This window comes from Mycobacterium sp. ITM-2016-00318, assembly GCF_002968285.2.
Classification (GTDB): domain Bacteria; phylum Actinomycetota; class Actinomycetes; order Mycobacteriales; family Mycobacteriaceae; genus Mycobacterium.
Genome location: NZ_CP134400.1, coordinates 1,220,265 through 1,242,677 on the forward strand (window position 1 = coordinate 1,220,265; position 22,413 = coordinate 1,242,677).

Annotated in this window: 22 protein-coding genes; 14 read left to right on the plus strand and 8 right to left on the minus strand. The window is 66.7% G+C overall.

Going from position 1 to position 22,413, the window contains the following annotated elements; all coding sequences use genetic code 11:
* The first annotated feature begins 103 nt into the window (after window positions 1–103).
* The 5 genes from C6A82_RS05960 (at window position 104) to C6A82_RS05980 (ending at window position 4,446) form a co-directional block, all read left to right on the plus strand.
* Window positions 104–466: a hypothetical protein gene (locus tag C6A82_RS05960; RefSeq protein ID WP_396836783.1), complete on the plus strand. Its 363-nt coding sequence runs from the start codon at window positions 104–106 to the stop codon at window positions 464–466.
* Between the two features lie 73 nt (window positions 467–539).
* The gene (locus C6A82_RS05965) at window positions 540–1,169 is read left to right on the plus strand and encodes a pyridoxamine 5'-phosphate oxidase family protein (protein ID WP_105344396.1); all 630 of its coding nucleotides are present in this window, start codon (window positions 540–542) and stop codon (window positions 1,167–1,169) included.
* A 208-nt stretch (window positions 1,170–1,377) separates the two neighbouring features.
* Window positions 1,378–2,196, plus strand: coding sequence for a DUF4349 domain-containing protein (locus tag C6A82_RS05970; protein WP_396836801.1), 819 nt, complete (start codon window positions 1,378–1,380; stop codon window positions 2,194–2,196).
* Between the two features lie 141 nt (window positions 2,197–2,337).
* The gene (locus C6A82_RS05975) at window positions 2,338–2,811 is read left to right on the plus strand and encodes a hypothetical protein (RefSeq protein ID WP_105344399.1); all 474 of its coding nucleotides are present in this window, start codon (window positions 2,338–2,340) and stop codon (window positions 2,809–2,811) included.
* A 186-nt stretch (window positions 2,812–2,997) separates the two neighbouring features.
* A complete protein-coding gene (locus C6A82_RS05980) occupies window positions 2,998–4,446 on the plus strand; it encodes a threonine/serine exporter ThrE family protein (RefSeq protein WP_233216886.1) in 1,449 nt (482 codons plus the stop codon).
* A 60-nt stretch (window positions 4,447–4,506) separates the two neighbouring features.
* Here the strand turns inward: C6A82_RS05980 and C6A82_RS05985 are convergent, their stop codons facing one another.
* The gene (locus tag C6A82_RS05985) at window positions 4,507–4,797 is read right to left on the minus strand and encodes a WhiB family transcriptional regulator (RefSeq protein WP_105344401.1); all 291 of its coding nucleotides are present in this window, start codon (window positions 4,795–4,797) and stop codon (window positions 4,507–4,509) included.
* Between the two features lie 427 nt (window positions 4,798–5,224).
* On the opposite strand from C6A82_RS05985, the gene C6A82_RS05990 reads away from it, so the two are divergent.
* From C6A82_RS05990 to C6A82_RS06000, 3 genes are all read left to right on the plus strand, one after another.
* A complete protein-coding gene (locus tag C6A82_RS05990) occupies window positions 5,225–6,103 on the plus strand; it encodes a hypothetical protein (RefSeq protein ID WP_233216887.1) in 879 nt (292 codons plus the stop codon).
* A gap of 89 nt (window positions 6,104–6,192) precedes the next feature.
* The gene (locus C6A82_RS05995; protein ID WP_105344403.1) at window positions 6,193–6,771 is read left to right on the plus strand and encodes a sigma-70 family RNA polymerase sigma factor; all 579 of its coding nucleotides are present in this window, start codon (window positions 6,193–6,195) and stop codon (window positions 6,769–6,771) included.
* A complete protein-coding gene (locus C6A82_RS06000; protein WP_311101708.1) occupies window positions 6,758–7,978 on the plus strand; it encodes an anti-sigma-D factor RsdA in 1,221 nt (406 codons plus the stop codon). The genes C6A82_RS05995 and C6A82_RS06000 overlap by 14 nt, the downstream gene beginning before the upstream one ends.
* Window positions 7,979–7,982: 4 nt before the next feature.
* On the opposite strand, the gene C6A82_RS06005 is transcribed toward C6A82_RS06000, so the two are convergent.
* Complete coding sequence (locus C6A82_RS06005; RefSeq protein ID WP_105344405.1) at window positions 7,983–8,393, minus strand: DUF5319 domain-containing protein; 411 nt, start codon at window positions 8,391–8,393, stop codon at window positions 7,983–7,985.
* A 147-nt stretch (window positions 8,394–8,540) separates the two neighbouring features.
* Between C6A82_RS06005 and guaB the strand changes: the two genes are divergently transcribed.
* The 4 genes from guaB to phoU all read left to right on the plus strand — a co-directional run bounded on the left by guaB (window position 8,541) and on the right by phoU (window position 13,737).
* On the plus strand, window positions 8,541–10,082 hold the full coding sequence (guaB, locus tag C6A82_RS06010) for an IMP dehydrogenase (protein ID WP_105344406.1): 1,542 nt from the start codon (window positions 8,541–8,543) through the stop codon (window positions 10,080–10,082).
* Window positions 10,083–10,100: 18 nt separating this feature from the next.
* Window positions 10,101–11,228 (plus strand): GuaB3 family IMP dehydrogenase-related protein, encoded by a 1,128-nt coding sequence (locus C6A82_RS06015; protein WP_199193710.1) that lies wholly within the window; start codon window positions 10,101–10,103, stop codon window positions 11,226–11,228.
* Between the two features lie 42 nt (window positions 11,229–11,270).
* Window positions 11,271–13,010, plus strand: coding sequence for a GMC family oxidoreductase (locus tag C6A82_RS06020; protein ID WP_105344409.1), 1,740 nt, complete (start codon window positions 11,271–11,273; stop codon window positions 13,008–13,010).
* 67 nt (window positions 13,011–13,077) lie between these two features.
* Entirely contained in the window at window positions 13,078–13,737 is a 660-nt protein-coding gene (gene phoU, locus C6A82_RS06025) for a phosphate signaling complex protein PhoU (RefSeq protein ID WP_105344411.1), read from the plus strand.
* Here phoU and C6A82_RS06030 read toward each other — a convergent pair.
* On the minus strand, window positions 13,734–14,642 hold the full coding sequence (locus C6A82_RS06030) for a DMT family transporter (RefSeq protein ID WP_105344413.1): 909 nt from the start codon (window positions 14,640–14,642) through the stop codon (window positions 13,734–13,736). The two genes, phoU and C6A82_RS06030, sit on opposite strands and share 4 nt — an antisense overlap.
* A gap of 66 nt (window positions 14,643–14,708) precedes the next feature.
* Here C6A82_RS06030 and C6A82_RS06035 point away from each other — a divergent pair, with 66 nt between their 5' ends.
* Both C6A82_RS06035 and guaA read left to right on the plus strand, forming a co-directional pair.
* A complete protein-coding gene (locus tag C6A82_RS06035) occupies window positions 14,709–15,593 on the plus strand; it encodes an SDR family oxidoreductase (protein WP_311101709.1) in 885 nt (294 codons plus the stop codon).
* A gap of 67 nt (window positions 15,594–15,660) precedes the next feature.
* A complete protein-coding gene (gene guaA, locus C6A82_RS06040) occupies window positions 15,661–17,220 on the plus strand; it encodes a glutamine-hydrolyzing GMP synthase (protein ID WP_311101710.1) in 1,560 nt (519 codons plus the stop codon).
* Here the strand turns inward: guaA and C6A82_RS06045 are convergent, their stop codons facing one another.
* The 5 genes from C6A82_RS06045 to C6A82_RS06065 are packed head-to-tail and all read right to left on the minus strand — an operon-like array spanning window position 17,221 to window position 22,386.
* Window positions 17,221–18,141: a MerR family transcriptional regulator gene (locus C6A82_RS06045; RefSeq protein WP_105342025.1), complete on the minus strand. Its 921-nt coding sequence runs from the start codon at window positions 18,139–18,141 to the stop codon at window positions 17,221–17,223.
* A 1-nt stretch (window position 18,142) separates the two neighbouring features.
* Complete coding sequence (locus C6A82_RS06050) at window positions 18,143–19,657, minus strand: NAD(P)/FAD-dependent oxidoreductase (protein WP_105342023.1); 1,515 nt, start codon at window positions 19,655–19,657, stop codon at window positions 18,143–18,145.
* A complete protein-coding gene (locus C6A82_RS06055; RefSeq protein ID WP_105342021.1) occupies window positions 19,641–20,561 on the minus strand; it encodes a reductase in 921 nt (306 codons plus the stop codon). Before C6A82_RS06055 ends, C6A82_RS06050 begins: the two co-directional genes overlap by 17 nt.
* Before the next feature lie 9 nt (window positions 20,562–20,570).
* Window positions 20,571–21,404 (minus strand): SDR family oxidoreductase, encoded by an 834-nt coding sequence (locus C6A82_RS06060; RefSeq protein ID WP_105342019.1) that lies wholly within the window; start codon window positions 21,402–21,404, stop codon window positions 20,571–20,573.
* A gap of 4 nt (window positions 21,405–21,408) precedes the next feature.
* Window positions 21,409–22,386, minus strand: a complete 978-nt coding sequence (locus C6A82_RS06065; RefSeq protein WP_105342017.1) for an alpha/beta hydrolase — start codon at window positions 22,384–22,386, stop codon at window positions 21,409–21,411.
* Between the last annotated feature and the right edge of the window lie 27 nt (window positions 22,387–22,413).

The following is a 22,413-nucleotide window of genomic DNA, read 5'->3' on the forward strand; positions in this document are numbered from 1 at the left end:
GTCGCAGGTAGCCTTCGCGAGCCCGAGATGTCGCGCGGTCAGGGTAATCGACAGCAAACGCGATTGTCGCGCGCACAGATTGGTCGGGCCATACGCTGGCGTTGTGATCGGGCGAGGTCTGGCAGCGGCCGTACTGGGCGCGGCTGTGGTCGCGGTCGCCCCGGCCGCGCCTGCGGCCGCCGATCCGATGGACCCGATTCCCGGGAGCGGCTTCTTTCTCGTCGGGCCCGACGTCTCGCCTGGTCTCTACCGCACAGACGGTACGGCGTCGACGTTCGGCGTCTTCATCAACGATGTGCCGACGCAGGACTCGATGTGCCTGTGGTTCACCTACAGCACGCCCGGCGCGAACAAGGACCACGTGGTCGCGACGAATCTGTCCGTCGGCCCGATGTATGCGACTCTGAACGAAACGGTGAAGGCCTTCGAGTCGCAGAACTGTCAACCCTGGATTCGGATCACCTGAGCCGCCGGGCCGCACGGGAATTGATCGCACGGCTTCGACGCTGCTCTGGGGACAGACCGGGCCGGAGGATGCAATGAGTAGGCGTTATCCCGCGATCGCTTTCACTGACGACGTGCAGGCAGTGCAGCACGAGCGCGGCAGCGACGCCTTCTACGAACGCAAACGCATCGCGGGCGCGGCGTCCGCGGAACCGGACGGGTTGACCGAGGACGAGACCGAGTTCCTCGCCGAGCGTGACGGCTTCTATCTCGCCACCGTGAGCGAAACCGGTTGGCCCTATGTGCAGCATCGGGGTGGCCCACCTGGATTCGTGCGGGTGCTGGATGAGCACACGATCGGGTGGGCCGATTTTCGCGGCAATCTGCAATACATCAGCACCGGCAATCTCGGCGGCGACGATCGCGTCGCGATCATCACCGTCGACTATGCGCGTCGGCGGCGGCTCAAGATTTTCGGCCATGCCCGCATCGTCACCGCTGAAGAAGAGCCGGACCTCATCCGGTCGCTGAGCCATCCGGACTACGACGCCGTGGTGGAAGGCGCAGTCCTCGTGACGGTGGACGCGTTCGACTGGAACTGCCCGCAGCACATCACGCCCCGGTTCAGCGCCGCCGAACTCGAGCCTGCTCTCGCCGGCATGCGCCAACGGCTATCGGATCTCGAGGCAGAGAACACCGCTCTGAAGGCCGAGCTTCACGCTTAGTCTGCCGGCCTGGAGCGCTTTCGGACTGAACCTGCCGCGAGTGGGAAGTTTTCAGTCGTAAGACGTCGATTCGCGCAAGATAACCAGCCACTCGACGCCCGACCGAGAAGTCCTGCCAGCGGAAATGGGCGAACCTCACAGCTGATGGCAAGGTGATTGCATGATCTTGATCACTCCTCGGCTCCACCGCATCCGCCTGTTGCTGGCGATGTCAGGCATTGCAGTAGTGGGCCTCCTGACCGCCTGCTCCACGCCGTCCCTTCAGGGCAATGCACCCGCATCCAGCCCCAAAGACGGCGTTGCGGAGGCGCCGGCTGCCCCGCCCGAGTCGGGGCCCATGCCGGTGCAGGACGCACAACGTGACGTCGTCAAGACCGCGTCGATGACGATCAGGGTCAGAGATGTGTCCGAGGCGGCGGACAAAGCCGCCGTCATGGTGGAGGACTCCGACGGTCGGGTCGACAGTCGTACCGAGGACGCGGGATCCGACAGGGGCCTGGCCCGTACCTCGGTCGTGCTGCGCGTTCCGGTGGCGAAGCTCGACGGTGTCGTGCGGGAGCTGAAGACTCTGGGCACCGTCCAGACCGCCGAAACGAGATCCGAGGATGTGACGGCGCAACGGGTCGATCTCGACGCCCGCATCAGGGCACTGCAGACCTCGGTGGACCGCCTTCTTGCCATCATGCGCGACGCGAAGGACCCCGAAGCTCTGATCTCGGCAGAGAACGCACTCTCACAGCGGCAGGCCGATCTGGACAGCCTGCGCGCGCAACGCGAGGCGCTCGGTGACCGCGTCGAATACAGCACTGTTGACGTCAGCTTCGTGGCCGAGACGGTGGGCGGACCTTCGCCCAAGGAGTATCAGGGCTTCGCCGGCCAAATTCAAAGAGGTTGGGACGCAATGGTTTCCGTCGCGGGCAATCTGGTTCTGGTCTTCGGCTTGCTGCTTCCCTGGCTGGGTGTTGCCGCTGTCGCCTGCGCCGTCGGTTACGGCGTGATCCGTCTGGTCAAAGCGCGCCGCTCCTGAGGTCGCGCTTCGCCGGCTGACCTGGACGCCAAGGATCCGCCAAGCGTCCCATCCACTCTGTGCGCAACGGGCCACGAAGCCCGACCGCCTACGAACTGGGTTGAGTCCTTCGGCCGTCGATGGACGGGATACGGTCCAGCGATGGTCCCCGACCCGACCCCGTGGGGAGTCGAACTCGCCAAAGTCGCCGAACGCCTGGAGGCGAAGACGAAGCAGGCGCGGTGGACCGATCGAACCGACGTCCTTGTCGAGCGAGACTTCATCGTGGGCGCACATGTGGTGCGCAAGCTCTTCTGCTACCACCCGGCCTCGCAAGAGCTTCGAAACCGCCGGATCCCGATCAGGCGTTTCGATCCCGACGCCCGGCTGCCGATCGCGCCCGGTGATATCGGGCCGTCATACGACCTCGCGCTCAGCCGGCGAGACACCATCACTCCCGCAGAGCTCTGTCATCAGATCGTGAACAACACCGTCTTCGCGTTCTACTGCGGTGAGACGGCGGACCTCTTCGACGGCGTCTATGTCGCATCGGATTGCGAAGAGGAGAACGTCATTCTGGTCATCGCTTCCGACTTCATCGCGCTCTGTGACGACATCGTTATGGAAATTATTTAAAGCGCAATGGATTTGACGGTCTCCGTACAATAAGGAGGTAGCTTCCGTCATGCGAACCGCAGAGGGTTCGGGCAGCCGCTGACGATGTGAGCGAAAACACCAAAACGTCAAAGCATGAGTTGAAACGTTCGTCTGCGCCATTGCGTTGTGATTGGACGAGTCGGCGGAAATAGGAAGGGGAGAGTTGTGGAGTTGACCCGTGACCGTGCGGGCCAGCCATGGGGGGCACGTCAGCGTGAGAAGCTGCGTCGGCTCGTTCGGGAAACCGAGCCGCCGACCGGCAGCATGCGCCGGCTGACCGACCAGGAACTCGCCGAGCGCGATGCCGCCTACTACGAGCAGGTCGGGGAGATCCTCGATCTCGCCGGGAACATCGGCGCCATTCTGATGGCGTCAGGTACGCCTGCCACCGCGACCATGGAGCAGGTCGAGGCCATCTGCGCTGCGTACGGCATCACGCGCTGCGAGGTCGACGTCATCAACACGACGATCCACCTGGCCGCATACCGCGGGCCGACCGCGCCTGCCGCCAGCACCCTGCATATCGTGCAGGCCCGTTCCATGGACTTCAGCCGACTGGCCGCCGTCGACCGCTTGATCGGCCGCATCCGCGAGGGCGAGGTGTCGCCTACCCAGGCGCGTCGCGAACTGGACACGATCATCACCGCCCCGCACCCCTACAAGCGCTGGGTCGCCACCCTGGCCTGGGGCGCGCTGGCGTTCGCAACCGCGGGAACACTGGGCGGGAACTGGCTGGTGTGCCTTATCAGTGCGTTGAGCGCCATGGCGATCGACCGCGTCAACCGCGTGCTCAACAAGCACGGGCTTCCGTTCTTCTTCCAGTACGCGGTCGGCGGCGCGATCGCGACCGCGCCGCCGATCCTGCTCTACGCGCTCAGCCCCAAGCTCGGCTTCCATTTCGAACCGACGGTGGCCATCGCCGCAGGCCTGGTGGTGCTGCTCGCCGGTCTGTCGCTCGTCGGATCGGTCGGCGATGTGATCTCGGGGGCGCCCGTCACCGCGGCGGGTCGCTTCTTCGAGCTGGTCATGTTGACCGGTGCGACGATCGCAGGCGTCGCTCTCGTACTGCACCTCGCCAACCGCTTCGGCGCGCCCTACGTCGGGATCAGCGCGTTTCCGCCGCCCGCACTGTCGGAGTGGGCCGCGCGCGTCGCATTCGGTGCGGCCACCGCGGCGGCGTTCGCGCTGGCGTGCTACGCCGAGCGCTCAGCCGCGATGGCCGCGGCGTTCGGAGGTGCGGCGGGCACCACCGTCTTCCTGCTGGCGCAGGGCGCGGGGTTGGGCGCTGTGGTGGCGTCGTTCGTCGCCGCTGTCCCGATCGGCCTGGTCGGTCGCCTGATGGAACGTCGTAATCTGGCGCCACCTCTGGTGGTCTCCATCACCGGCATCGTGCCACTGCTGCCGGGCCTGTCCCTGCTGCACGGCATCTACGCCATCCTCAACGACCAGCACGCCGTCGGGTTCGCCTCGGTGCTCGGTGCCTTCGCGATCGGCACCGCGCTCGCGGCGGGCGTCACCCTTGGCGAGTGGAGTTCGTGGAAAGTTCGACGACGTCGGCTTCAGAGCCGTCGCCAGGCTGGCGACAGCGGACCCACCGTAGGCGCGCGTAGCTGACCGGCCAACGCAAAAGCCCCCGGACACGATGAGTGCTCGGGGGCTTTCGCGTTCGTGTCGTCACGAGGCGCGGCGGATGCCTCGTTTGAGTAGCAGTTCACGTTCCGATTCCGAAAGCCCACCCCAGATGCCGTAGGGCTCGCCGACGGCCAGGGCATGCGAACGGCATTGCGTGATCACCGGGCAGCTTCGGCACATCTCCTTGGCGCGCAGTTCGCGTTGCGCGCGGGCTCGGCCGCGCTCGCCATCGGGGTGGAAGAACACCGACGAATCGACCCCGCGGCAAAGCCCATGCATCTGCCAATCCCAGGTGTCTGCGTTTGGTCCGGGTAGCTGCTGCGGCTGTGGCATATGGAAAACCCCTCTCTACGCACCGATTTCGAGAACGCACGGGTGCGTGAGTCGTGGAACCGATCCGAGCACAGTCGCCGATGACTACTCGTGCACACAACGTATGGGCGCTTAGCAAAATCAGTCAATAGCCCGATCATGTGCTCAACCACATATGCGCAGGCCGAGAATTTACATCACGTTCATCGGTTCGACCCGAGGTTATCGGCGAGGGTGATAGCCAACGGCGCCTTTACTCACGATGACTCGGGTTTCTCCAGTTCGCTCGGCTCCGCGCCGGACCGAATGCCCAAGGCCGTCCGTCGTCGGTTGACATGGCTGTAACACGCGCCGCACGAACTGTTAACCAAAGAGATTCTGCGTCAACCATTTACCCGTGCCCGCCGGTACCGGCTACTCGGTGCACTATTGATAACGTCGGCGCCTGATGATCACCAACGGTGGTATCGCTCCTCGCGTTCGCAACGGTCATATCGATCCTCGCGTCGGCAGCGGTCATATCGCTCCTCGCGTCCGCAACGGTCATATCGCTCCTCGCGTCCGCAGCGCCGCCTTCGGCGACGCCCCAGGCGAATGGCCGCTCCCTGCGGCGAGGACGGCCGAGGAGCTGTGGCTGCGCGCGGTCGCCGCGGGCGGACAGGGGCGCTACGCCAACGCCAACGCCGATCTGGCGTCTGTGCGGCGCGCGCATCGGGTCGGGCGGTTGGCCTCACTGGCCCACAGCACGCACGCGTCCTTCTTACGTCAGCTGGGTTGGCACGAGAAGGCCCGCGGGTGGGATGGCCGCGCCCTGGCCGTTGCCGCCGGTGATCCGGAAGCCGTCGGCGACGCTTTGATCGGTCTGGCGGCCGACGCTCTCGGCGTCGGGCGGTTCGCGCTGTCAACCGCTGCCCTTCGTCGCGCTGAAGATTTGCTCGACGACAGGCTGCCGCGGCTGGGCGTCCGGCTGGCATGGGTTTCTGCCGAATTGGCGATGGCCACCGGCGACGGCGCCGCGGCGGTGGATCACGCCGAGCGCGCGTGCGCTCTCGCAGCCGCCTTCGGATCTGCCCGGCACCGGGTCAAGTCCGATGTCGTACTGGCCGCTGCGCTCTGCTGCGACGGCCGAACGGACCGGTCACGCGACGTGGCCGATGCCGCACTGGCCATCACTTCGGAATGTGGGTTGGTCCCATTGAGCTGGGCGTTGTCCTGCCTGCTCGGCGACATCGGCAGCGGGAACCACTCCGCTGCTCAAGTCGTTGGAATTCGCGACCAGTCCGTTGATACGGTGCGGCGCCGTGGCGGCGTGTTGTTTGATCGCTGAACCGGGCCGCACCGGCCCGAGAGCTAGTGTTTAGCCCGATTACTCAACCGCCACCTGTCCCTTTAGTAACGCTGGAGAGAGCTTCACCGATGACAATTTCGGGAGAACGTCTCGATGCTGTCGTTGCTGAAGCCGTGGCGGGCAACCGGGACGCGCTCCGGGAGGTACTGGAGATCATCCGCCCGATTGTTGTTCGCTACTGCCGAGCGAGGGTCGGGACGGCCGAGCGGAGCGGTCTCTCAGCTGACGATGTTGCTCAGGAGGTGTGCTTGGCCGCCATCACGGCGCTGCCGCGCTACAAGGATCAGGGACGACCGTTCCTGGCCTTTGTATACGGCATTGCCGCCCACAAGGTTGCCGACGCTCATCGCGCGGCCGCCAGGAACCGCTCTGAGCCGACAGACGTCGTGCCGGAGCGCTTCTCCGCGGAGGCCGGTCCTGAACAGATGGCTCTCGAGGGGGAGGCGGCGGAGCGGATGAACAGGCTGCTGGCAGTCCTGCCGGAGAAGCAGCGCGAGATCCTCATCCTTCGCGTCGTGGTCGGTATGAGCGCCGAGGAGACCGCAGAGGCGGTCGGCAGCACGGCGGGCGCCGTTCGCGTCGCCCAGCACCGGGCGCTAGCACGCCTGAAGACCGAGATCATGGCGACGGGACATGACCATGCCTGACTTCGGACGCTGGGGCGGAAATGGGGGCGACCCGTCGCTGAACGCCATCGCACGCACAGACCAGTACCTCGACGCGCTCGCCTCCGAGCATCCGGTGTACGCCGGCGATCCGGCCGACGCCGAGCTGGCGAACCTAATGGCGGGCTGGCGCGACGACGTGCGCAAACCGCCCGCCACGGTCGCCCTTCAGCGCGACGCCGAAATCGTGCTGCAGCGAGCGCTCGCCTCACAGCGGCGCAACCGGATGTCGGTGGCCGTGATGGGCTCGGTCGCCGCGGCCATGCTGTGCCTCGGCGGGTTCGGCGCGCTCGTCTACGGCGCGGCACCCGGCGACGCCCTCTACGGGCTGCGAGTCGCCGTATTCGGTGAACCGCAGGTCACCCGCGACGATCAGGTGGCGCTGGCTGCGCAGACCGAGATGCAACAGGTTCAGCAGCTCATCGAGCAGGGCAACTGGGACGCCGCCCAGGACAAGCTGTCGACCATCACCTCGACGGTGCAGACCGTCGAAGACCCGCAACGGCAGCAGAATCTGCAGCAGCAGCTGAACGACCTGACCGCCAAGGTGGAGACCCGGGATCTTGACGCCACGGCTCCGCGGCTGCCCGATGCTTCGGTCGTGCCGAACGCCTCGGTTCCGAGTCCGCCCGGCCCCATCTCGTTGCCGCCCTTGCCGCAGCTGCCGCCGTCGGTACCCGGTATCCCGTTGCCGGATATCTCGCTGCCGCAGCTGCCGCCGATTCCGCAGTTGCCGATTCCGGGACCCGGTGTGCCACCGGACATCTCATTGCCGGATCTGCCGCTGCCCAAGCTGCCTGCCGGCCTGCCGAAGCCGATCCCCGGTGAGCAGAAGCCCAATCCGGATGCGCCGAAGCCTGCGCCGAAGCCGCCGATCGAACTGCCGAAGCCGATAGAGCAACCGAAGCCGGTCGAGCCGCAGAAGCCGATCGAGTTGCCGAAGCCGATCGAGCAGCCCAAGCCGGTCGAGCAGCCCAAGCCGTTGATACCGGAGATCCTGCCGATGCCGAAAGCTGGCCCCGTCCCTGAGGCTCCGCCGGTGCAGGAGGCCCCGCCCGCTGCGGTGATACCGGCTGCACCGAAGGCGCCGCCTGCCCTGGCGCCTGCGCCCGAAGCGCCGCAGGAGCAGCCGGAGACGACGTTACCGCCGGTGCCCGGCGAGAAGCCCGGCCGCGGAGACGGAAACTAGGGGATCAGCGCTCAGCGAAGCCGTCGGACTCCGACGTCGCCTCGTTGAGCGAAGCGTCGGCGTAGCCGCGGCAATAATCCCAGGTCACGTACGCGTCGGGTTCGGGATCATAGGCCGGCTCGTGCGGACGGACAGTGCCATCGACCAACAGCTGCAACAGGTTCGCCCGCAGCATGTCCCAGTCGTGATAATGGTCCTGCTGGCACTCGTCACAGCACACCACGAGACCGCGAATTCCCTTGTGCGCCAGCAGCGCTTCGTAGACCGCGAGGTCGGCCAGATCAGCCTCTACCGCTGTGCGTTCCTGCGCGTCGAGCGGCTGACCGGGTTCCAGGGCGTCCAGCGCACCCGACGGATCGCACGGGTCATCGGCGAATGGATCCGGCGGCAAACCAGGCGGTAGGTGGTCTCGCACGGTTCCACATTACGCAGCGGTGCTCCTATCGCGCCAGCGGTCGCCCCGCCGGCCCGGGTTCCCCGGCGACCCCGTGTGGGGCCCGGTTCTGTCTGCGGATGCCGATAAGATGGTTATCTAGCTCCCCGCCGATGGAGGCTGTAACACATGTCGATCGCTGAAAGCGACCTTCCCATCGCCGTACCGGTGCCGACCGGCGGCGATGACCCGACGAAGATCGCCATGCTCGGACTGACCTTCGACGACGTGCTGCTGCTTCCCGCCGCCTCGGACGTGGTCCCTGCCACCGCCGATACGTCCAGCCAGCTGACTCGCCGTATCCGGTTGAAGGTCCCGCTGGTCAGTTCCGCGATGGACACCGTCACCGAGTCGCGGATGGCGATCGCCATGGCCCGCGCAGGCGGCATGGGCGTACTCCACCGCAATCTTCCGGTCGCCGAGCAGGCAAGCCAGGTCGAAACCGTCAAGCGGTCCGAAGCGGGCATGGTCACCGACCCCGTCACCTGTTCGCCGGACAACACGCTGGCCGAAGTCGACGCGATGTGCGCGCGGTTCCGGATCTCGGGGCTGCCGGTCGTCGACGAAACCGGCTCCCTTGTCGGCATCATCACCAACCGCGACATGCGGTTCGAAGTCGATATGGACAAGCCGGTCGCGGAGGTGATGACCAAGGCGCCGCTGATCACCGCCCGCGAGGGCGTCACCGCGGACGCGGCGCTCGGCCTGTTGCGCCGCAACAAGATCGAGAAGCTGCCGATCGTCGACGGCCACGGTCGGCTGACCGGGCTGATCACCGTCAAGGACTTCGTCAAGACCGAGCAGCACCCGTTCGCCACCAAGGACAGCGACGGCAGGCTGCTGGTCGGTGCGGCGGTCGGCATCGGGCCCGACTCGTGGGCGCGGGCGATGACCCTGGCCGATGCGGGTGCCGACGTGCTCATCGTCGACACCGCGCACGCCCACAACCGCCTCGTGCTGGACATGGTCAGCAATCTCAAGCGCGAGGTGAACCACCGAGTCGACGTGATCGGCGGGAATGTGGCCACCAGGGCCGCGGCAGCCGCGTTGGTCGAGGCGGGCGCGGATGCGGTGAAGGTCGGTGTCGGTCCGGGTTCGATCTGCACGACCCGCGTCGTCGCCGGCGTCGGCGCCCCTCAGATCACCGCGATCTTGGAGGCCGTCGCGGCGTGCGCGCCGTCCGGCATCCCGGTGATCGCCGACGGCGGCCTCCAGTACTCGGGTGACATCGCCAAGGCACTGGCCGCGGGTGCGTCCACCGCGATGCTCGGTTCGCTGCTTGCGGGCACCGCGGAAGCGCCGGGCGACTTGATCTTCGTCAACGGCAAGCAGTTCAAGAGCTACCGCGGTATGGGGTCACTCGGGGCGATGCAGAGCCGCAGCGGAGCGAAGTCCTACTCGAAAGACCGCTATTTCCAAGACGATGCGCTCAGCGAGGACAAGCTGGTGCCCGAGGGCATCGAGGGCCGCGTCCCGTTCCGCGGCCCACTGTCCAGCGTGATCCGTCAACTCACCGGCGGACTACAGGCCGCGATGGGGTACACGGGAGCCTCGACGATCGAGCAGTTACAGCAGGCGCAGTTCGTGCGGATCACCGCGGCGGGGCTGAAAGAAAGCCACCCGCACGACATCACGATGACCGTCGAAGCGCCCAACTACTACACACGCTAGCGAGTCCGCATGCGCGACATGGTTGAAATCGGTATGGGTAGAACCGCCCGCCGCACCTACGAACTCGACGACATCAACATCGTCCCGTCCCGGCGGACCAGGTCGAGCCAGGATGTCTCGACCGCATGGCAGCTCGACGCCTACCGGTTCGAGATACCCGTCGTCACCCATCCCACCGACGCACTGGTGTCGGTGGAGTTCGCCATCGAGATGGGCAGGCTCGGTGGCCTCGGTGTGCTCAACGGCGAGGGGCTGATCGGCCGGCACGCCGACGTGGCAGCCAAGATCGCCGAGGTCGTCGAGGCGGCGGAGAAGGAGCCGGAACCGTCGGCGGCGATTCGTCATCTGCAGCAACTACATTCGGCGCCCATTGACCCTGAGTTGCTCGGCGCAGCAGTCACCCGCATCCGTGAGGCCGGGGTGACCACCGCCGTTCGCGTGAGCCCGCAGAACGCGCGGGCGTTGACTCCGGCGCTGGTGTCCGCGGGCATCGATCTGCTGGTGATTCAGGGCACCATCGTGTCCGCCGAACGCGTCGCACAGGACGGCGAGCCGCTCAACCTCAAGACGTTCATCTCCGAACTCGATGTGCCGGTGGTCGCAGGCGGCGTGCTCGACCACCGCACCGCCCTGCACCTGATGCGGACGGGCGCCGCGGGCGTCATCGTCGGCTACGGCTCCACCAGCGGCGTCACCACCAGTGACGAGGTGCTGGGCATCAGCGTGCCGATGGCGACCGCCATCGCCGACGCCGCCGCCGCCCGACGCGAATACCTCGACGAGACGGGCGGCCGATACGTCCATGTGTTGGCCGACGGTGACATGCACACGTCCGGCGATCTGGCCAAGGCCATCGCGTGCGGCGCCGATGCCGTCGTGCTCGGCACCCCGTTGGCGGTATCCGCCGAGGCGATGGGTGGCGGCTGGTTCTGGCCTGCCGCGGCGGCTCACCCGTCGCTGCCCCGCGGGGCGCTGCTGCAGGTCGCGCTCGGTGAGCGGCCCGGGTTGAAGCAGGTGCTCGGTGGGCCGTCGGATGACCCGTTCGGATCGCTGAACCTGGTCGGTGGCCTGCGCCGGTCGATGGCCAAGGCGGGCTACTGCGACCTCAAGGAGTTCCAGAAGGTTGGCTTGGCAGTCGGTAGCTGACCCAGACTTCTGGTTACCGGCCGGTAAGTTCATACTGGTTGAATGCAGCCTGACTATGACGTTCTGATCATCGGTTCGGGATTCGGGGGGAGTGTTTCGGCGCTGCGGCTCACCGAGAAGGGCTACCGCGTCGGCGTCCTCGAAGCCGGCCGCCGCTACGCCGACGATGAATTCGCGAAGACCTCGTGGAATCTGCGCAAATTCCTCTGGATGCCCAGGCTCGGCATGTACGGAATCCAGCGGATCCATCTGCTCCGCAACGTGATGATCCTGGCCGGCGCAGGCGTCGGCGGCGGATCGCTGAACTACGCCAACACGCTGTACGTGCCACCGGACCCGTTTTTCAACGACCCGCAGTGGAAGCACATCACCGACTGGCGCGCCGAACTGATGCCGCACTACGAGCAGGCGCAGCGCATGCTCGGCGTGGTGCAGAACCCGACTTTCACCGACGCCGACAAGGTGATCAAAGAGGTCGCCGACGACATGGGCGTCGGCGACACGTTCGTCGCGACGCCCGTCGGCGTGTTCTTCGGGCCGGACGGCAACAAGACGCCGGGTAAGACGGTGCCCGACCCGTACTTCGGCGGAGCGGGGCCGGCCCGCACCGGCTGCATCGAATGCGGCTCGTGCATGACAGGTTGCCGCTACGGCGCCAAGAACACGCTGGTGAAGAATTACCTCGGGTTGGCGGAATCGGCTGGTGCACAGGTGCATCCGATGACGACGGTGACCTCGTTCAAGCAGCGGTCCGACGGGCTGTGGGAGGTCAAGACGGCCCACACCGGCCGACTGCTGCGCCGCAGACGTCGCACCTTCACCGCAACGCACCTCGTGCTCGCGGCGGGCACGTTCGGCACCCAGAAGCTGCTGTTCAGGATGCGCGACCACGGCAACCTTCCGAAGCTGTCGGACAAGCTCGGCGTGCTCACCCGCACCAACTCCGAGTCGATCGTCGGCGCGGGCCGCCTCGAGGTCCGTGACGATCTCGACCTGACACACGGCGTGGCGATCACGTCGTCGATCCACCCGACGGCCGACACTCATATCGAGCCGGTCCGTTACGGCAAGGGCTCCAACGCGATGGGCCTGCTGCAGACGCTGATGACCGACGGTCCGGGTCCCGGCGGCAGCGACGTTCCGCGCTGGCGGCAGCTGCTCGACCAGGCGCGCCAGGATCCCAAGAAGATGCTGCGGCTGCTGAACCCGACGCGCTGGAGCGAGCGCACGATGATCGCGCTGGTCATGCAGCACCTCGACAACTCGATCACGACCTTCAGCCGCAAGACGAAGCTGGGCTTCCGGGTGATGGACAGCAAGCAGGGCCACGGCGAGCCGAATCCCTCGTGGATTCCGGTCGGCAACGAAGTCACCCGCAAATTGGCCGAGAAGATCGACGGCGTCGCGGGCGGCACGTGGGGCGAGCTGTTCAACATCCCGCTGACCGCACACTTCCTTGGCGGCGCAGCGATCGGCGACAGCCCGGAGCACGGTGTCATCGACCCGTATCAGCGGGTCTACAACTACCCGACGATGTACGTTGTCGACGGTGCCTCGGTGTCAGCCAACCTCGGGGTGAACCCGTCGCTGAGCATCACCGCGCAGGCCGAGCGCGCCGCGTCCTTGTGGCCCAACAAGGGCGAAGAAGACCTGCGGCCCAAGCAGGGCGAGGCCTACAAGCGGCTGTCGCCGATCGAGCCGCGGCATCCCGTCGTGCCCGCCGACGCGTACGGGGCGCTGCGCCGCGTCCCGTTCGAGCCGGGGCAACCGGTCGCCGGTTGAAGGCCTCGATGTCGGGTATCTGACCCGTCAGGTCGGGTCTCGTCGCGGCGCGGAGAGGTGTGGGCTTATGCGCACGGCTTACCAGGAACAGCTGTCGGGACTCTGCGACCAGCTGGCCGATATGTGCGGGCTGGCCGCCGACGCGATGCGCCGCGCGTCCAACGCCCTGTTGCAGGCGGATCTGGAGCTCGCCGAGCAGGTCATCACCGACCACGACCACATCGCGGACCGGTGGCGTCACGCCGAGGAATCCGCTGTCCGGCTGCTCGCACTGCAGCAGCCCGTCGCAGGCGATCTGCGCAAGGTCGTCGGCTCACTGCACATCGGCGCCGACATCGAACGCATGGGCGCGCTGGCGGTGCACGTCGCCGACATCGCCCGCATGCGTCATCCGGAGGGTGCGCTGCCCGACGAGGTTCGCGGCGCCTTCACCGAAATGGCTGATGTGGCAGTGCAACTCGCGCGGACGGCGCAGGAGGTGTTGCGGTCGCCCGACCCGAAGAAGGCGGCGCAGATTCGCGAGAAGGATGACGTCATCGACAGCAGACACCGAGATCTGTTCACGGTGTTGATCGACCGCGAATGGCACAACAGTGTCTGCTCCGCCGTCGACGTCGCGCTACTCGGCCGCTTCTACGAGCGCTTCGCCGACCACGCCGTGGCCATCGGCAGACGGGTGGTGTTCGAGGCGACCGGCGGCCTGCCCATGCACAAACAACTGGCCTAACCGGACGTCTCGGACTCCTCGCGCCTGGTGCTCTCCGCCTCGAGCATCTCCTCGAACGCGCCCTCGTCATGCCCGAGGGCGATGGTCGCGGCCGCCATCGCCGCCGCCGCGACCGCGAGCAGCGCAACCGTCCTCGGATCGGTGACCTTGAGCGCCTCGCCGAGCACGACGACCCCCAGCAGGACCGCCACCAGCGGCTCGAGGACGAGCATGGTCGGCACCGACGCCTGCAGGGCGCCCGCGTGAAACGCCGACTGCTGCAACAACGTTGCCGCGACACCGAGGATCACCACGAGGTACGGCGCGGGAACCACAAGCGTGCCCCACAGGCCCTCCTCGTTGAGTCGCTGCACGGTGACTTTGGTCAGTACCGCCACCACGCCGAACAGCACCCCAACCGCAGCGGCGATCAGCACCGCACGCTGACGCCCTTCGGTACGGGCGCCGCCCACCACACAGCCCAATACCACCACAACGCACAACACGGTGGCGAGGATCCAGACGGCGGGCACGGGCCGGTAGTTGCCCGGCTGAACACGTGCCACCAGCACGAACACCGCAAGCCCGAAGGTCAGCACCAGTGCCCATACCCAGTCGTGCGTCGTGACGCGACGGTGGGCCATGCGGGCACTCATCGGAAGGGCGAACAGCAGCGCCGAAACCAGCAGTGGCACCACCAGGATCAGTGAACCCCAGGTCAACGCCAGCGCCTGGAAGCCGTAGCCGGTCGCCGCCACCGCGGTACCAGCCCACCACAGGCGGTTGCGCAGCAGCTTTTTGAACATCGTCGTGCTGACGCCCTCATCCTGGGGGATGGTCAGCGTCGCGCGCTGTCGGATCACGATCCCGAGCGCTGAGGTCACTGCGGCAGCCAGGGCCAGCAGAATGACGACCCACTCGGGCATGAATCTCCTTCGCGACAGGGAACGACTTACTCACCGGATACCCAATCACACCCGTAGCGCTCGTCTATGGTTTGGCGGGTGAAGAGCGAGGGCGTCCTCGACGGCAAGGTGGCCATCGTCACTGGCACCAGTCGTGGTGTCGGTGTCGGGATCGCGCACGAACTGCTCCGTGCGGGCGCCACCGTGATCGGCTGTTCGCGGTCGCGGCTCGACGCACTTCCCGGTGCCGACCAGAACGAAGCATGGCTGCAGCGCAGCGCCCAGATGGTCTGTGACCAAGGGGATTTCCGCGCCATCGACGCCATGGTCGGGCAAGTGTCAGACACCTACGGCCACATCGACATCCTGGTCAACAACGCCGGTGGCACCGTGCCGACGCCGAATGTCGAGGACGTACCGGAGTTGGTCAGCAAGATCCAGGGTGCGCCGCGCGTCGAAGACGACTACGAGCGGACCGCCCTTTTTCACGCCTTCGCCGTCCAGATGAACCTGATCAGCCCGCTGTGGTTCGCCCTTCGCGTCTATCGGCAGATGCGCACCCAGGACGGCATCGGCTCCATCATCAACATCTCCAGCGGTGCCGGTCACCCGGCGGGCTCACCCACGCTGGTGTCCTACGGCGCGGCGAAGGCGGGGCTCAACCATCTCACCCGGTCGCTGGCCGAGGAGTGGGGGCCGCATGCGCGCGTCAACAGCTTGGCCCTCGGGCCGACGATGACCGACAACTTCCGCTCCATCGTGCTTCCGAAAGACGATCCGCACGGAGAGGCGTACTTCCGCAACGTTCCGCTGCGCCGCGCCGGGGAACCCGCCGAAGTGGGCCGCGTCTGCGTGTTCCTGTGCAGCGGCGCCGCCGACTTCGTCAACGGCACCACGATCGAGATCGACGGCGGCATGCTGCCCGGTGTGCTGTACGACGCGGGCCTGAAGACGATCACCGACCTGCTGTAGAGCCCAGTGAACATCTTCTGGCGGCGCTCGGCAGGGCGGCGGCGACCCCCGCCCGTAGACTGAGCAGGTGCAGCCCGCAGCCCCGCGCCCCGTCCTCGTGGTCGACTTCGGAGCGCAGTACGCGCAGCTGATCGCGCGTCGCGTCCGTGAGGCGCGGGTGTATTCGGAGGTCGTACCCCACACCGCGTCGATCGACGAAATCAAGGCAAGGGACCCGCAGGCGATCGTGTTGTCCGGTGGTCCGTCGAGCGTGTATGTGGAGGGTGCTCCGCAGCTTGACCCCGGCGTGTTCGACCTCGGGGTCCCTGTGTTCGGCATCTGTTACGGGTTTCAGGCGATGGCGCAGACCCTCGGCGGTACCGTGGCCCGCACGGGCACCAGCGAGTACGGCCGCACGGAACTGAATGTGTCGGGTGGGCAATTGCATTCGGAGCTGCCCGAGCGTCAGCCGGTGTGGATGAGCCACGGCGACGCCGTCACCGCCGCGCCGGAGGGTTTCGACGTGGTGGCCAGCAGCGCGGGCGCACCCGTCGCGGGTTTCGAGAATCCGGCACGCGGGCTCGCCGGCGTCCAGTACCACCCCGAGGTGATGCACAGCCCGCACGGCCAGCAGGTGCTGAGCCGGTTTCTGCACGAGTTCGCGGGCATCGACTCGACGTGGACGCCGGCGAACATCGCCGACACCCTGGTCGAGCAGGTGCGCAGCCAGATCGGCGAGGGAAGGGCGATCTGCGGCCTTTCCGGCGGAGTGGACTCGGCCGTCGCCGCAGCCCTCGTCCAACGCGCCATCGGTGACCGGTTGACCTGTGTGTTCGTCGATCACGGCCTGCTGCGGGAAGGCGAGCGGGCGCAGGTACAACGTGACTTCGTCGCGGCGACGGGCGCCAACCTGGTCACCGTCGACGTCGCCGACAGATTCCTGCAGGCGCTGTCGGGCGTGACCAATCCCGAGGGCAAACGCAAGATCATCGGCCGCGAGTTCATCCGGGCGTTCGAGGGCGCGGTCCGAGACATCGTGGACGACACCGGTTCTGAGGTCGACTTCCTGGTGCAGGGCACGCTCTACCCCGACGTGGTCGAGTCCGGCGGCGGCTCAGGCACCGCGAACATCAAGAGCCATCACAATGTCGGCGGCCTTCCCGACGACCTGACGTTCACGCTCGTCGAGCCCCTGCGTCTGTTGTTCAAGGACGAGGTTCGCGCCGTCGGCCGCGAGCTCGGACTGCCGGAGGAAATCGTTGCCCGCCAACCCTTCCCGGGTCCCGGACTGGGAATTCGCATCATCGGCGAGGTGACGAAGGACCGGCTGGACACGCTGCGCCGCGCCGATGCGATCGCGCGCGAGGAACTCACCGCGGCGGGCCTGGACAACCAGATCTGGCAGTGCCCGGTGGTGCTGCTGGCCGACATCCGGTCGGTCGGTGTGCAGGGCGACGGCCGCACCTACGGGCACCCGATCGTGCTGCGCCCGGTGTCCAGCGAGGACGCGATGACCGCCGACTGGACGCGGGTGCCGTATGAGGTGCTCGAACGTATCTCCACCCGCATCACCAACGAAGTGCCCGAAGTGAACCGGGTCGCGCTGGACGTCACCAGCAAGCCGCCGGGCACCATCGAGTGGGAGTGATCAGCCTTCCGGCGAGGCGTCCCCGTCGGCTTCCTTCGCGATGAAATCGCCAAGGATTTGACCGACCGCGGACTCGATGGTCGACTCGATCGAGAACGCCAACGTCGCCGACACTGCGGACACCGCTTGGGTGCGGAACCGCACCAGCATGGTCAGCAGTTCGGCTATTTCGGTGTCCGGCGGCAGCGCCTCGCCGGGCTTGATGCGATCAACGACCTCTTCGATGCCCGCCTGCACCAGGATTCCGCTGATCTGGTCGATGATCGGGGCGATCTGCTCGTGCAGATCGATGAGCTTGTCGGTGGCAACGCCGTACTGACGGATGTCGTTGAACGCCTCGATCAACGTGGGCCGCACGATGACGGCCTCGCCGTCCTCGAGCCGGATGACGCCGAGACCGACCATCCGGTCGAACCCAGGGTCGTCGTCGACCAACCGCTTGGCGTCGGCGACGCTCATCCGCTCCGGCTTCTCGGTGGCCCAGCTGCCTGCGATGGCCGTTTCGAGGCCGAGCATGTCGCCGACGTTCTTGCCCTGCTCCCACGCCGACAACATCTCGTGCACGTGCGAGATGTTGTAGCCCCGGTCGAGAAGGGAGGTGATCAGCCGCAACCGGGTCAGGTGGGTGTCGTTGAACAACGCGATGCGGCCCACCCGAAGCGGTGGATGCAGCAGGCCCCTGTCGCGGTAGACGCGGATGTTGCGGGTCGTCGTGCCCGCCATCCGCGCGAGTTCCTCGATGCGGTACTCACCCGATGCCTCCATGCCGTGCGGCTGCACGGTCGCATCGAACAACTGCGAGACCGCGGACTCTACGACGTCGCGGGAACCCCTGCGGATCTGCCGTTCCGCGCGGCGCACACCGCCGAGGATCGTAGAGATCGCCCCCGCCGGCTGCCGTGGTTGCCTGCCCCCGGACATGTCAAGCCGACGACGTGACCGCTGGTGCGGCGGCGACGCGCGCCACCGCCTGATAGTCGGCGAACCGGAAATCCCCCATCTGACGAAGATACTGCGTGGCGAAGCCCGGGTACATCGAGGCGTTGAAGCCTTCCTTGGTCAGATACCAGCTACTGCAGCCCGACATCCATGTCGTCTTGGTCAGCCTCTTCTGCAGGCTCTTGTTGTAACTGCGCTGCACGTCCTCTCGGACGTCGAGATAGCGCAGGCCGTCCCGCAGGATCGTGGTGATACCCCGCACGGCGTAGTCGATCTGCCCCTCCACATAGACCAGAAGCGAGTTGTGGCCAGGCCCGGAGTTCGGTCCGGTCATGAAGAACAGGTTCGGGTAGCCGTGTGCGTTGATGCTCTTGTAGGCCTGCGCGCCGTCGGCCCACTCGTCGCGCAACGAGCGTCCACCGATTCCGGTGACCGGGTACGGCGGTCCTGTGAGATGGACGTCGTACCCGGTCGCGAACACGATGCAGTCGAGGTGGTGTTCGATGCCGTCGCTGGTGCGGATGCCGACCGGGCTGATCGTCGCGATCGGCCAGTCGATCAGCTTGCAGTTGTCGCGTTGCAGGGCGGGGTAGTAGTCGCTGGAGACGAGCATGCGCTTGCAGCCGGGGGTGAAGTTCGGCGTGAGCTGGCGGCGCAGCCACGGGTCCTTGACCTGACGTCGCAGGTGCGCCCTGCCGACCCGGGCCACCAGGCCGGTCAGCGGGCTGTCCCACACCAGCGCGGTCGCGCTGACCTCGTGACCCCAGTACAACACCTGACGGGCAAGCTGCTGTGTGGCAGGGACTTTCGCGAACAGTCCCTGTGCGGCGGCGGGGATGGGCAGGTCCATTCGGGGCAGCACCCAGCCCGGCGTGCGTTGAAAGACCTTGACGAAGTCGGCCTTCTCGACGAGTTCGGGGATGATCTGCACCGCGCTGGCGCCGGTACCGATGACCGCGACCCGCTTACCCGCGAAGTCGTAGTCGTGATCCCAGCGCGCGCTGTGAATCACGGTGCCCTCGTAGGTGTCGACACCGCGGATGTCGGGCAGCTTATGGTCGGGCAGCGATCCGGAGGCCAACGCCACCGTGCGCGCCGTGTAGGTCGTCCGACCCGTCGTCTCGACCGTCCAGGCGCCTTCGGCTTCGTCGAAGTGCAGCCCGTTGACCTCGACGCCGAACTGGATGCGCCTGCGCAGGTCGAATGCGTCGACCAAATCCTCGATGTGTGCGCAGATCTCGCCGGCAGGGGAGTATGCGCGCGACCAGTCCGGGTTCTGCGCGAACGAGAAGGAGTACAGCAGCGACGGGATGTCGCACGCCGCACCGGGATACGTGTTGTCCCGCCATGTTCCGCCCACGCGATCTTCCCGCTCGACGATGACGAAGTCGTCGACGCCTGCCTGCGCGAGCTTGATCGCGGTGCCGATCCCGGTGAAGCCGCTGCCGACGATCAGCGTGTCGTGAACGCGCTGGCTCACGTCAGGCCGCCGGCTCATGGGTGACCTCTTTGACCCACGTCGGTACCGACGGCAGCAGCGCCTTCGGATACTGGTCGGAGAGCCAGATCATCGAGTTGGCCAGTAGGTGGTACGGATGACGGGGGTTGGTCACCACCCCGGCGTATCGACGCAGCAGCTGGTACGTCGGCACCCGCCACGTCGATTCGCCGCGATCGCCGAGCTCCTTGAACCGCTTCACCGCCCTGTAGAGCCGCTCGGGTTCCATCCCCATCTCGACGATCTCGTTGCGGATCCGGTTGATAAGCGGGGCACCCGTGATCAGGCCGACGATGACGCCAGGGGTTGCGTTGTGGCCGATGAAGTCGATCAGCATCCGACGGATCTTCGCGTGTCCGATCATGTCGAGCACCTCGAAGTCGACGACCAGGTGCCGTGACTCGTCGTTGTTGATCTTCTCGAAGACCCGGTGGCACACCGGATCATGCACTTCGTCGAGCAGGAATTTGAGCAGCGCCCCGTCCAGCGCGACCTCCAGCATCGGGATCACCGTTCCGAGCAGCGACAGTGGCATGTCGTCGGCCCAACGGTCCAGCCACTCGATGGCCAGCCGGATGTTCACGTTCGGCTCCGGCACTTCGCCGTCTTCGAGCATGCCCCAGCGCTTCATCAGCGCAAGCTCGGCGTTGGCGTGCCGTTGTTCCTCGGCGTGGAAGTAGCGGTAGATCTCGGCGATGGTCGGCGTCGGCGCCTTCCTCGCCAGTGCGGCGAAACCTCGCGCGCCGATGTTCTCGATCCAGCACAGGTCGGCCATGAATGCCTTGAGCTGCGGCCGCTGTTCGTCGCTGATCATCTCGGCGCCTGGTGCGTCCCAGTCGATGTCGGCAAGCGCCCACTGACGGTCCTTGATCTTCGCCAGCATCACGTCCATGTCGATCGCCATTGATCCTCCTCAAGGTGTCGTGATACGTGTGGTGAGTCCGGCGGCGCGGGTGTAAACCGTCGGGGTGAAACGCTTGATGCCCCAGCTGATCCGGGCATCGGGCTGCGGCATGCAGTACAGGCCGCCGCGGTCGAGGGTGTCCAGGCAGGTACGCGCTACCCGCCCCGGTGGGAAGCCCGTCCAGCGCATCAGCCGGTCCGCCATCTGTGTCGACTTGTCGGTGATTCGGCCCGAGTCGACGATGTTGGTCTTGACGAACGTGGGGCACAGCACCGTGACGCGCACACCGGTGCCCGAGAGTTCGGCGGCCAGCGTCTCGGACAATGACAACACGCCTGCCTTGCTCACGTTGTAGGCCGCCATCCCCGGCGCCGCGCCGAAAGCCGCTGCGGACGCGACGTTGATGATGCCGCCGTAGCCGGCTTCGCGAAGGATCGGCGCGAAGACGTGACAACCGTGGATCGGGCCCCACAGGTTGATGCCGAGAAGCCAGTGCCAGTCGTCGATATCGGTCTCGCCGATCGCCGTACCGCCCGCACCGACGCCCGCGTTGTTGATCACGACGGTCGGCGGCCCGCCGAACCAGTCCTGCGCGATCTTGGCCAGTTGCACGACCTCGTCGAGTTGGGCGACGTCGCACCTCGTCGCCAGCGCCTCACCGCCGGCGGCGACGATCGCGTCGGCCGTTGCGCGCGCGGCTGTTTCGTCGATGTCGCTGCACACCACCCTGCCGCCTCTTCTGGCGAGCTCGGTGGCGAACGCTTCGCCGATGCCGCTTCCTGCGCCGGTGATGACGGCAGCTGCGTCGCGGCTGCGCTTGGCCGACGATCCGAAGAGGCCCATGACCCTATCCCGCCTGTCGATCGATGACGGTGTCGCCGAGCGACTCCGTGATGAAGTGCGCCACCTTCCTCATGGCGGGTCCCGCTTCGGGCGAGATCCGGGGTAGTGCTTGGAAGACGTGGAGTTGGTCGGGCCAGACCTGAAGCTCGCAGTCGCCGCCCGCCGCGCGAATGTCGGCTGCGAGCGCTCGGGCGTCGGCGGAGAGAAATTCCGCGCCGCCGGCGTGGATGAGGGTGCGCGGCAAGCATCGTCCCCCCGCTACGTCGAGAGTGAGCCGCGGATGACCCAGATCGGTGCCCAGGCAGTACAACCCGACAAGCCGCTCGGCGTCGCGAACACGCACCACCGGGTCGCGGCGCAACGCTTCACGGGCACGCGCGAGGCCGAACGTCATGTCGAAAAGCGGCGAAAGCAGGGCCATCCCCGCGGGGTGTGGCACGTCGTGGTGCAAGGCCAGGCCCACGGCCAGGTGGCCACCGGCGGAGTCGCCGGCGATCACCATGCGCTCGGGTGCGAAGCCCTGCTGCAGCAGCCAGTCCCAGCCGGTTCGTACGTCGTCGGCGGCGGTCGGGAATCGGTGCCGCGGCGCGAGCCGGTAGTCGACGACGAATACCGGCAGCCCGGTCGATTTCGACAGCCATGAGGTCAGCCGTCGGTGGGTGCGCGGTGAGCACAGCGCGTATCCGCTGCCATGGATGTAGTAGATGGCGGCGTCGCCCCTGCGAACGCCCTGTGCGACAACCCATTCGCCGACGAGCCTGCGACCGTCGGAAAGCGTGGTGTCCACATGCTCGACATCGGTGCCCGACAGTGAGGGCCCGCATGCGTCCATCAGCCGCGCCAGGAGTTGGCGTGCCAGCCAGAGCCCCCAGGCTCGTTCGATCGGCATGACTGCGGTGAGGGGGCGAATCGTCCGCTTGCTCAATGCCGCTGCGGCGCGCGATTGAACCGAGCCGCGCACACCACGTCGTGTTTCGGCCATGCCCGAGTACAACAGCAAATGATGACA

Bases quoted from the DNA above. Each gene is read 5' to 3' on its own strand.
- C6A82_RS05985 (WP_105344401.1), bottom strand. From the start codon at position 4,797: ATGCCACAGCCGCAGCAGCTACCCGGACCAAACGCAGACACCTGGGAT.
- C6A82_RS05975 (WP_105344399.1), top strand. From the start codon at position 2,338: ATGGTCCCCGACCCGACCCCGTGGGGAGTCGAACTCGCCAAAGTCGCC.
- C6A82_RS06030 (WP_105344413.1), bottom strand. From the start codon at position 14,642: ATGCCCGAGTGGGTCGTCATTCTGCTGGCCCTGGCTGCCGCAGTGACC.
- C6A82_RS06020 (WP_105344409.1), top strand. From the start codon at position 11,271: ATGCAGCCTGACTATGACGTTCTGATCATCGGTTCGGGATTCGGGGGG.
- C6A82_RS06065 (WP_105342017.1), bottom strand. From the start codon at position 22,386: ATGGCCGAAACACGACGTGGTGTGCGCGGCTCGGTTCAATCGCGCGCC.
- C6A82_RS06015 (WP_199193710.1), top strand. From the start codon at position 10,101: ATGGTTGAAATCGGTATGGGTAGAACCGCCCGCCGCACCTACGAACTC.
- C6A82_RS06055 (WP_105342021.1), bottom strand. From the start codon at position 20,561: ATGGCGATCGACATGGACGTGATGCTGGCGAAGATCAAGGACCGTCAG.
- C6A82_RS06045 (WP_105342025.1), bottom strand. From the start codon at position 18,141: ATGTCCGGGGGCAGGCAACCACGGCAGCCGGCGGGGGCGATCTCTACG.
- C6A82_RS05990 (WP_233216887.1), top strand. From the start codon at position 5,225: ATGATCACCAACGGTGGTATCGCTCCTCGCGTTCGCAACGGTCATATC.
- C6A82_RS05995 (WP_105344403.1), top strand. From the start codon at position 6,193: ATGACAATTTCGGGAGAACGTCTCGATGCTGTCGTTGCTGAAGCCGTG.
- C6A82_RS06035 (WP_311101709.1), top strand. From the start codon at position 14,709: ATGGTTTGGCGGGTGAAGAGCGAGGGCGTCCTCGACGGCAAGGTGGCC.
- phoU (WP_105344411.1), top strand. From the start codon at position 13,078: ATGCGCACGGCTTACCAGGAACAGCTGTCGGGACTCTGCGACCAGCTG.
- C6A82_RS06060 (WP_105342019.1), bottom strand. From the start codon at position 21,404: ATGGGCCTCTTCGGATCGTCGGCCAAGCGCAGCCGCGACGCAGCTGCC.
- C6A82_RS06050 (WP_105342023.1), bottom strand. From the start codon at position 19,657: ATGAGCCGGCGGCCTGACGTGAGCCAGCGCGTTCACGACACGCTGATC.
- C6A82_RS05970 (WP_396836801.1), top strand. From the start codon at position 1,378: ATGTCAGGCATTGCAGTAGTGGGCCTCCTGACCGCCTGCTCCACGCCG.
- C6A82_RS05965 (WP_105344396.1), top strand. From the start codon at position 540: ATGAGTAGGCGTTATCCCGCGATCGCTTTCACTGACGACGTGCAGGCA.
- guaB (WP_105344406.1), top strand. From the start codon at position 8,541: ATGTCGATCGCTGAAAGCGACCTTCCCATCGCCGTACCGGTGCCGACC.
- C6A82_RS06000 (WP_311101708.1), top strand. From the start codon at position 6,758: ATGACCATGCCTGACTTCGGACGCTGGGGCGGAAATGGGGGCGACCCG.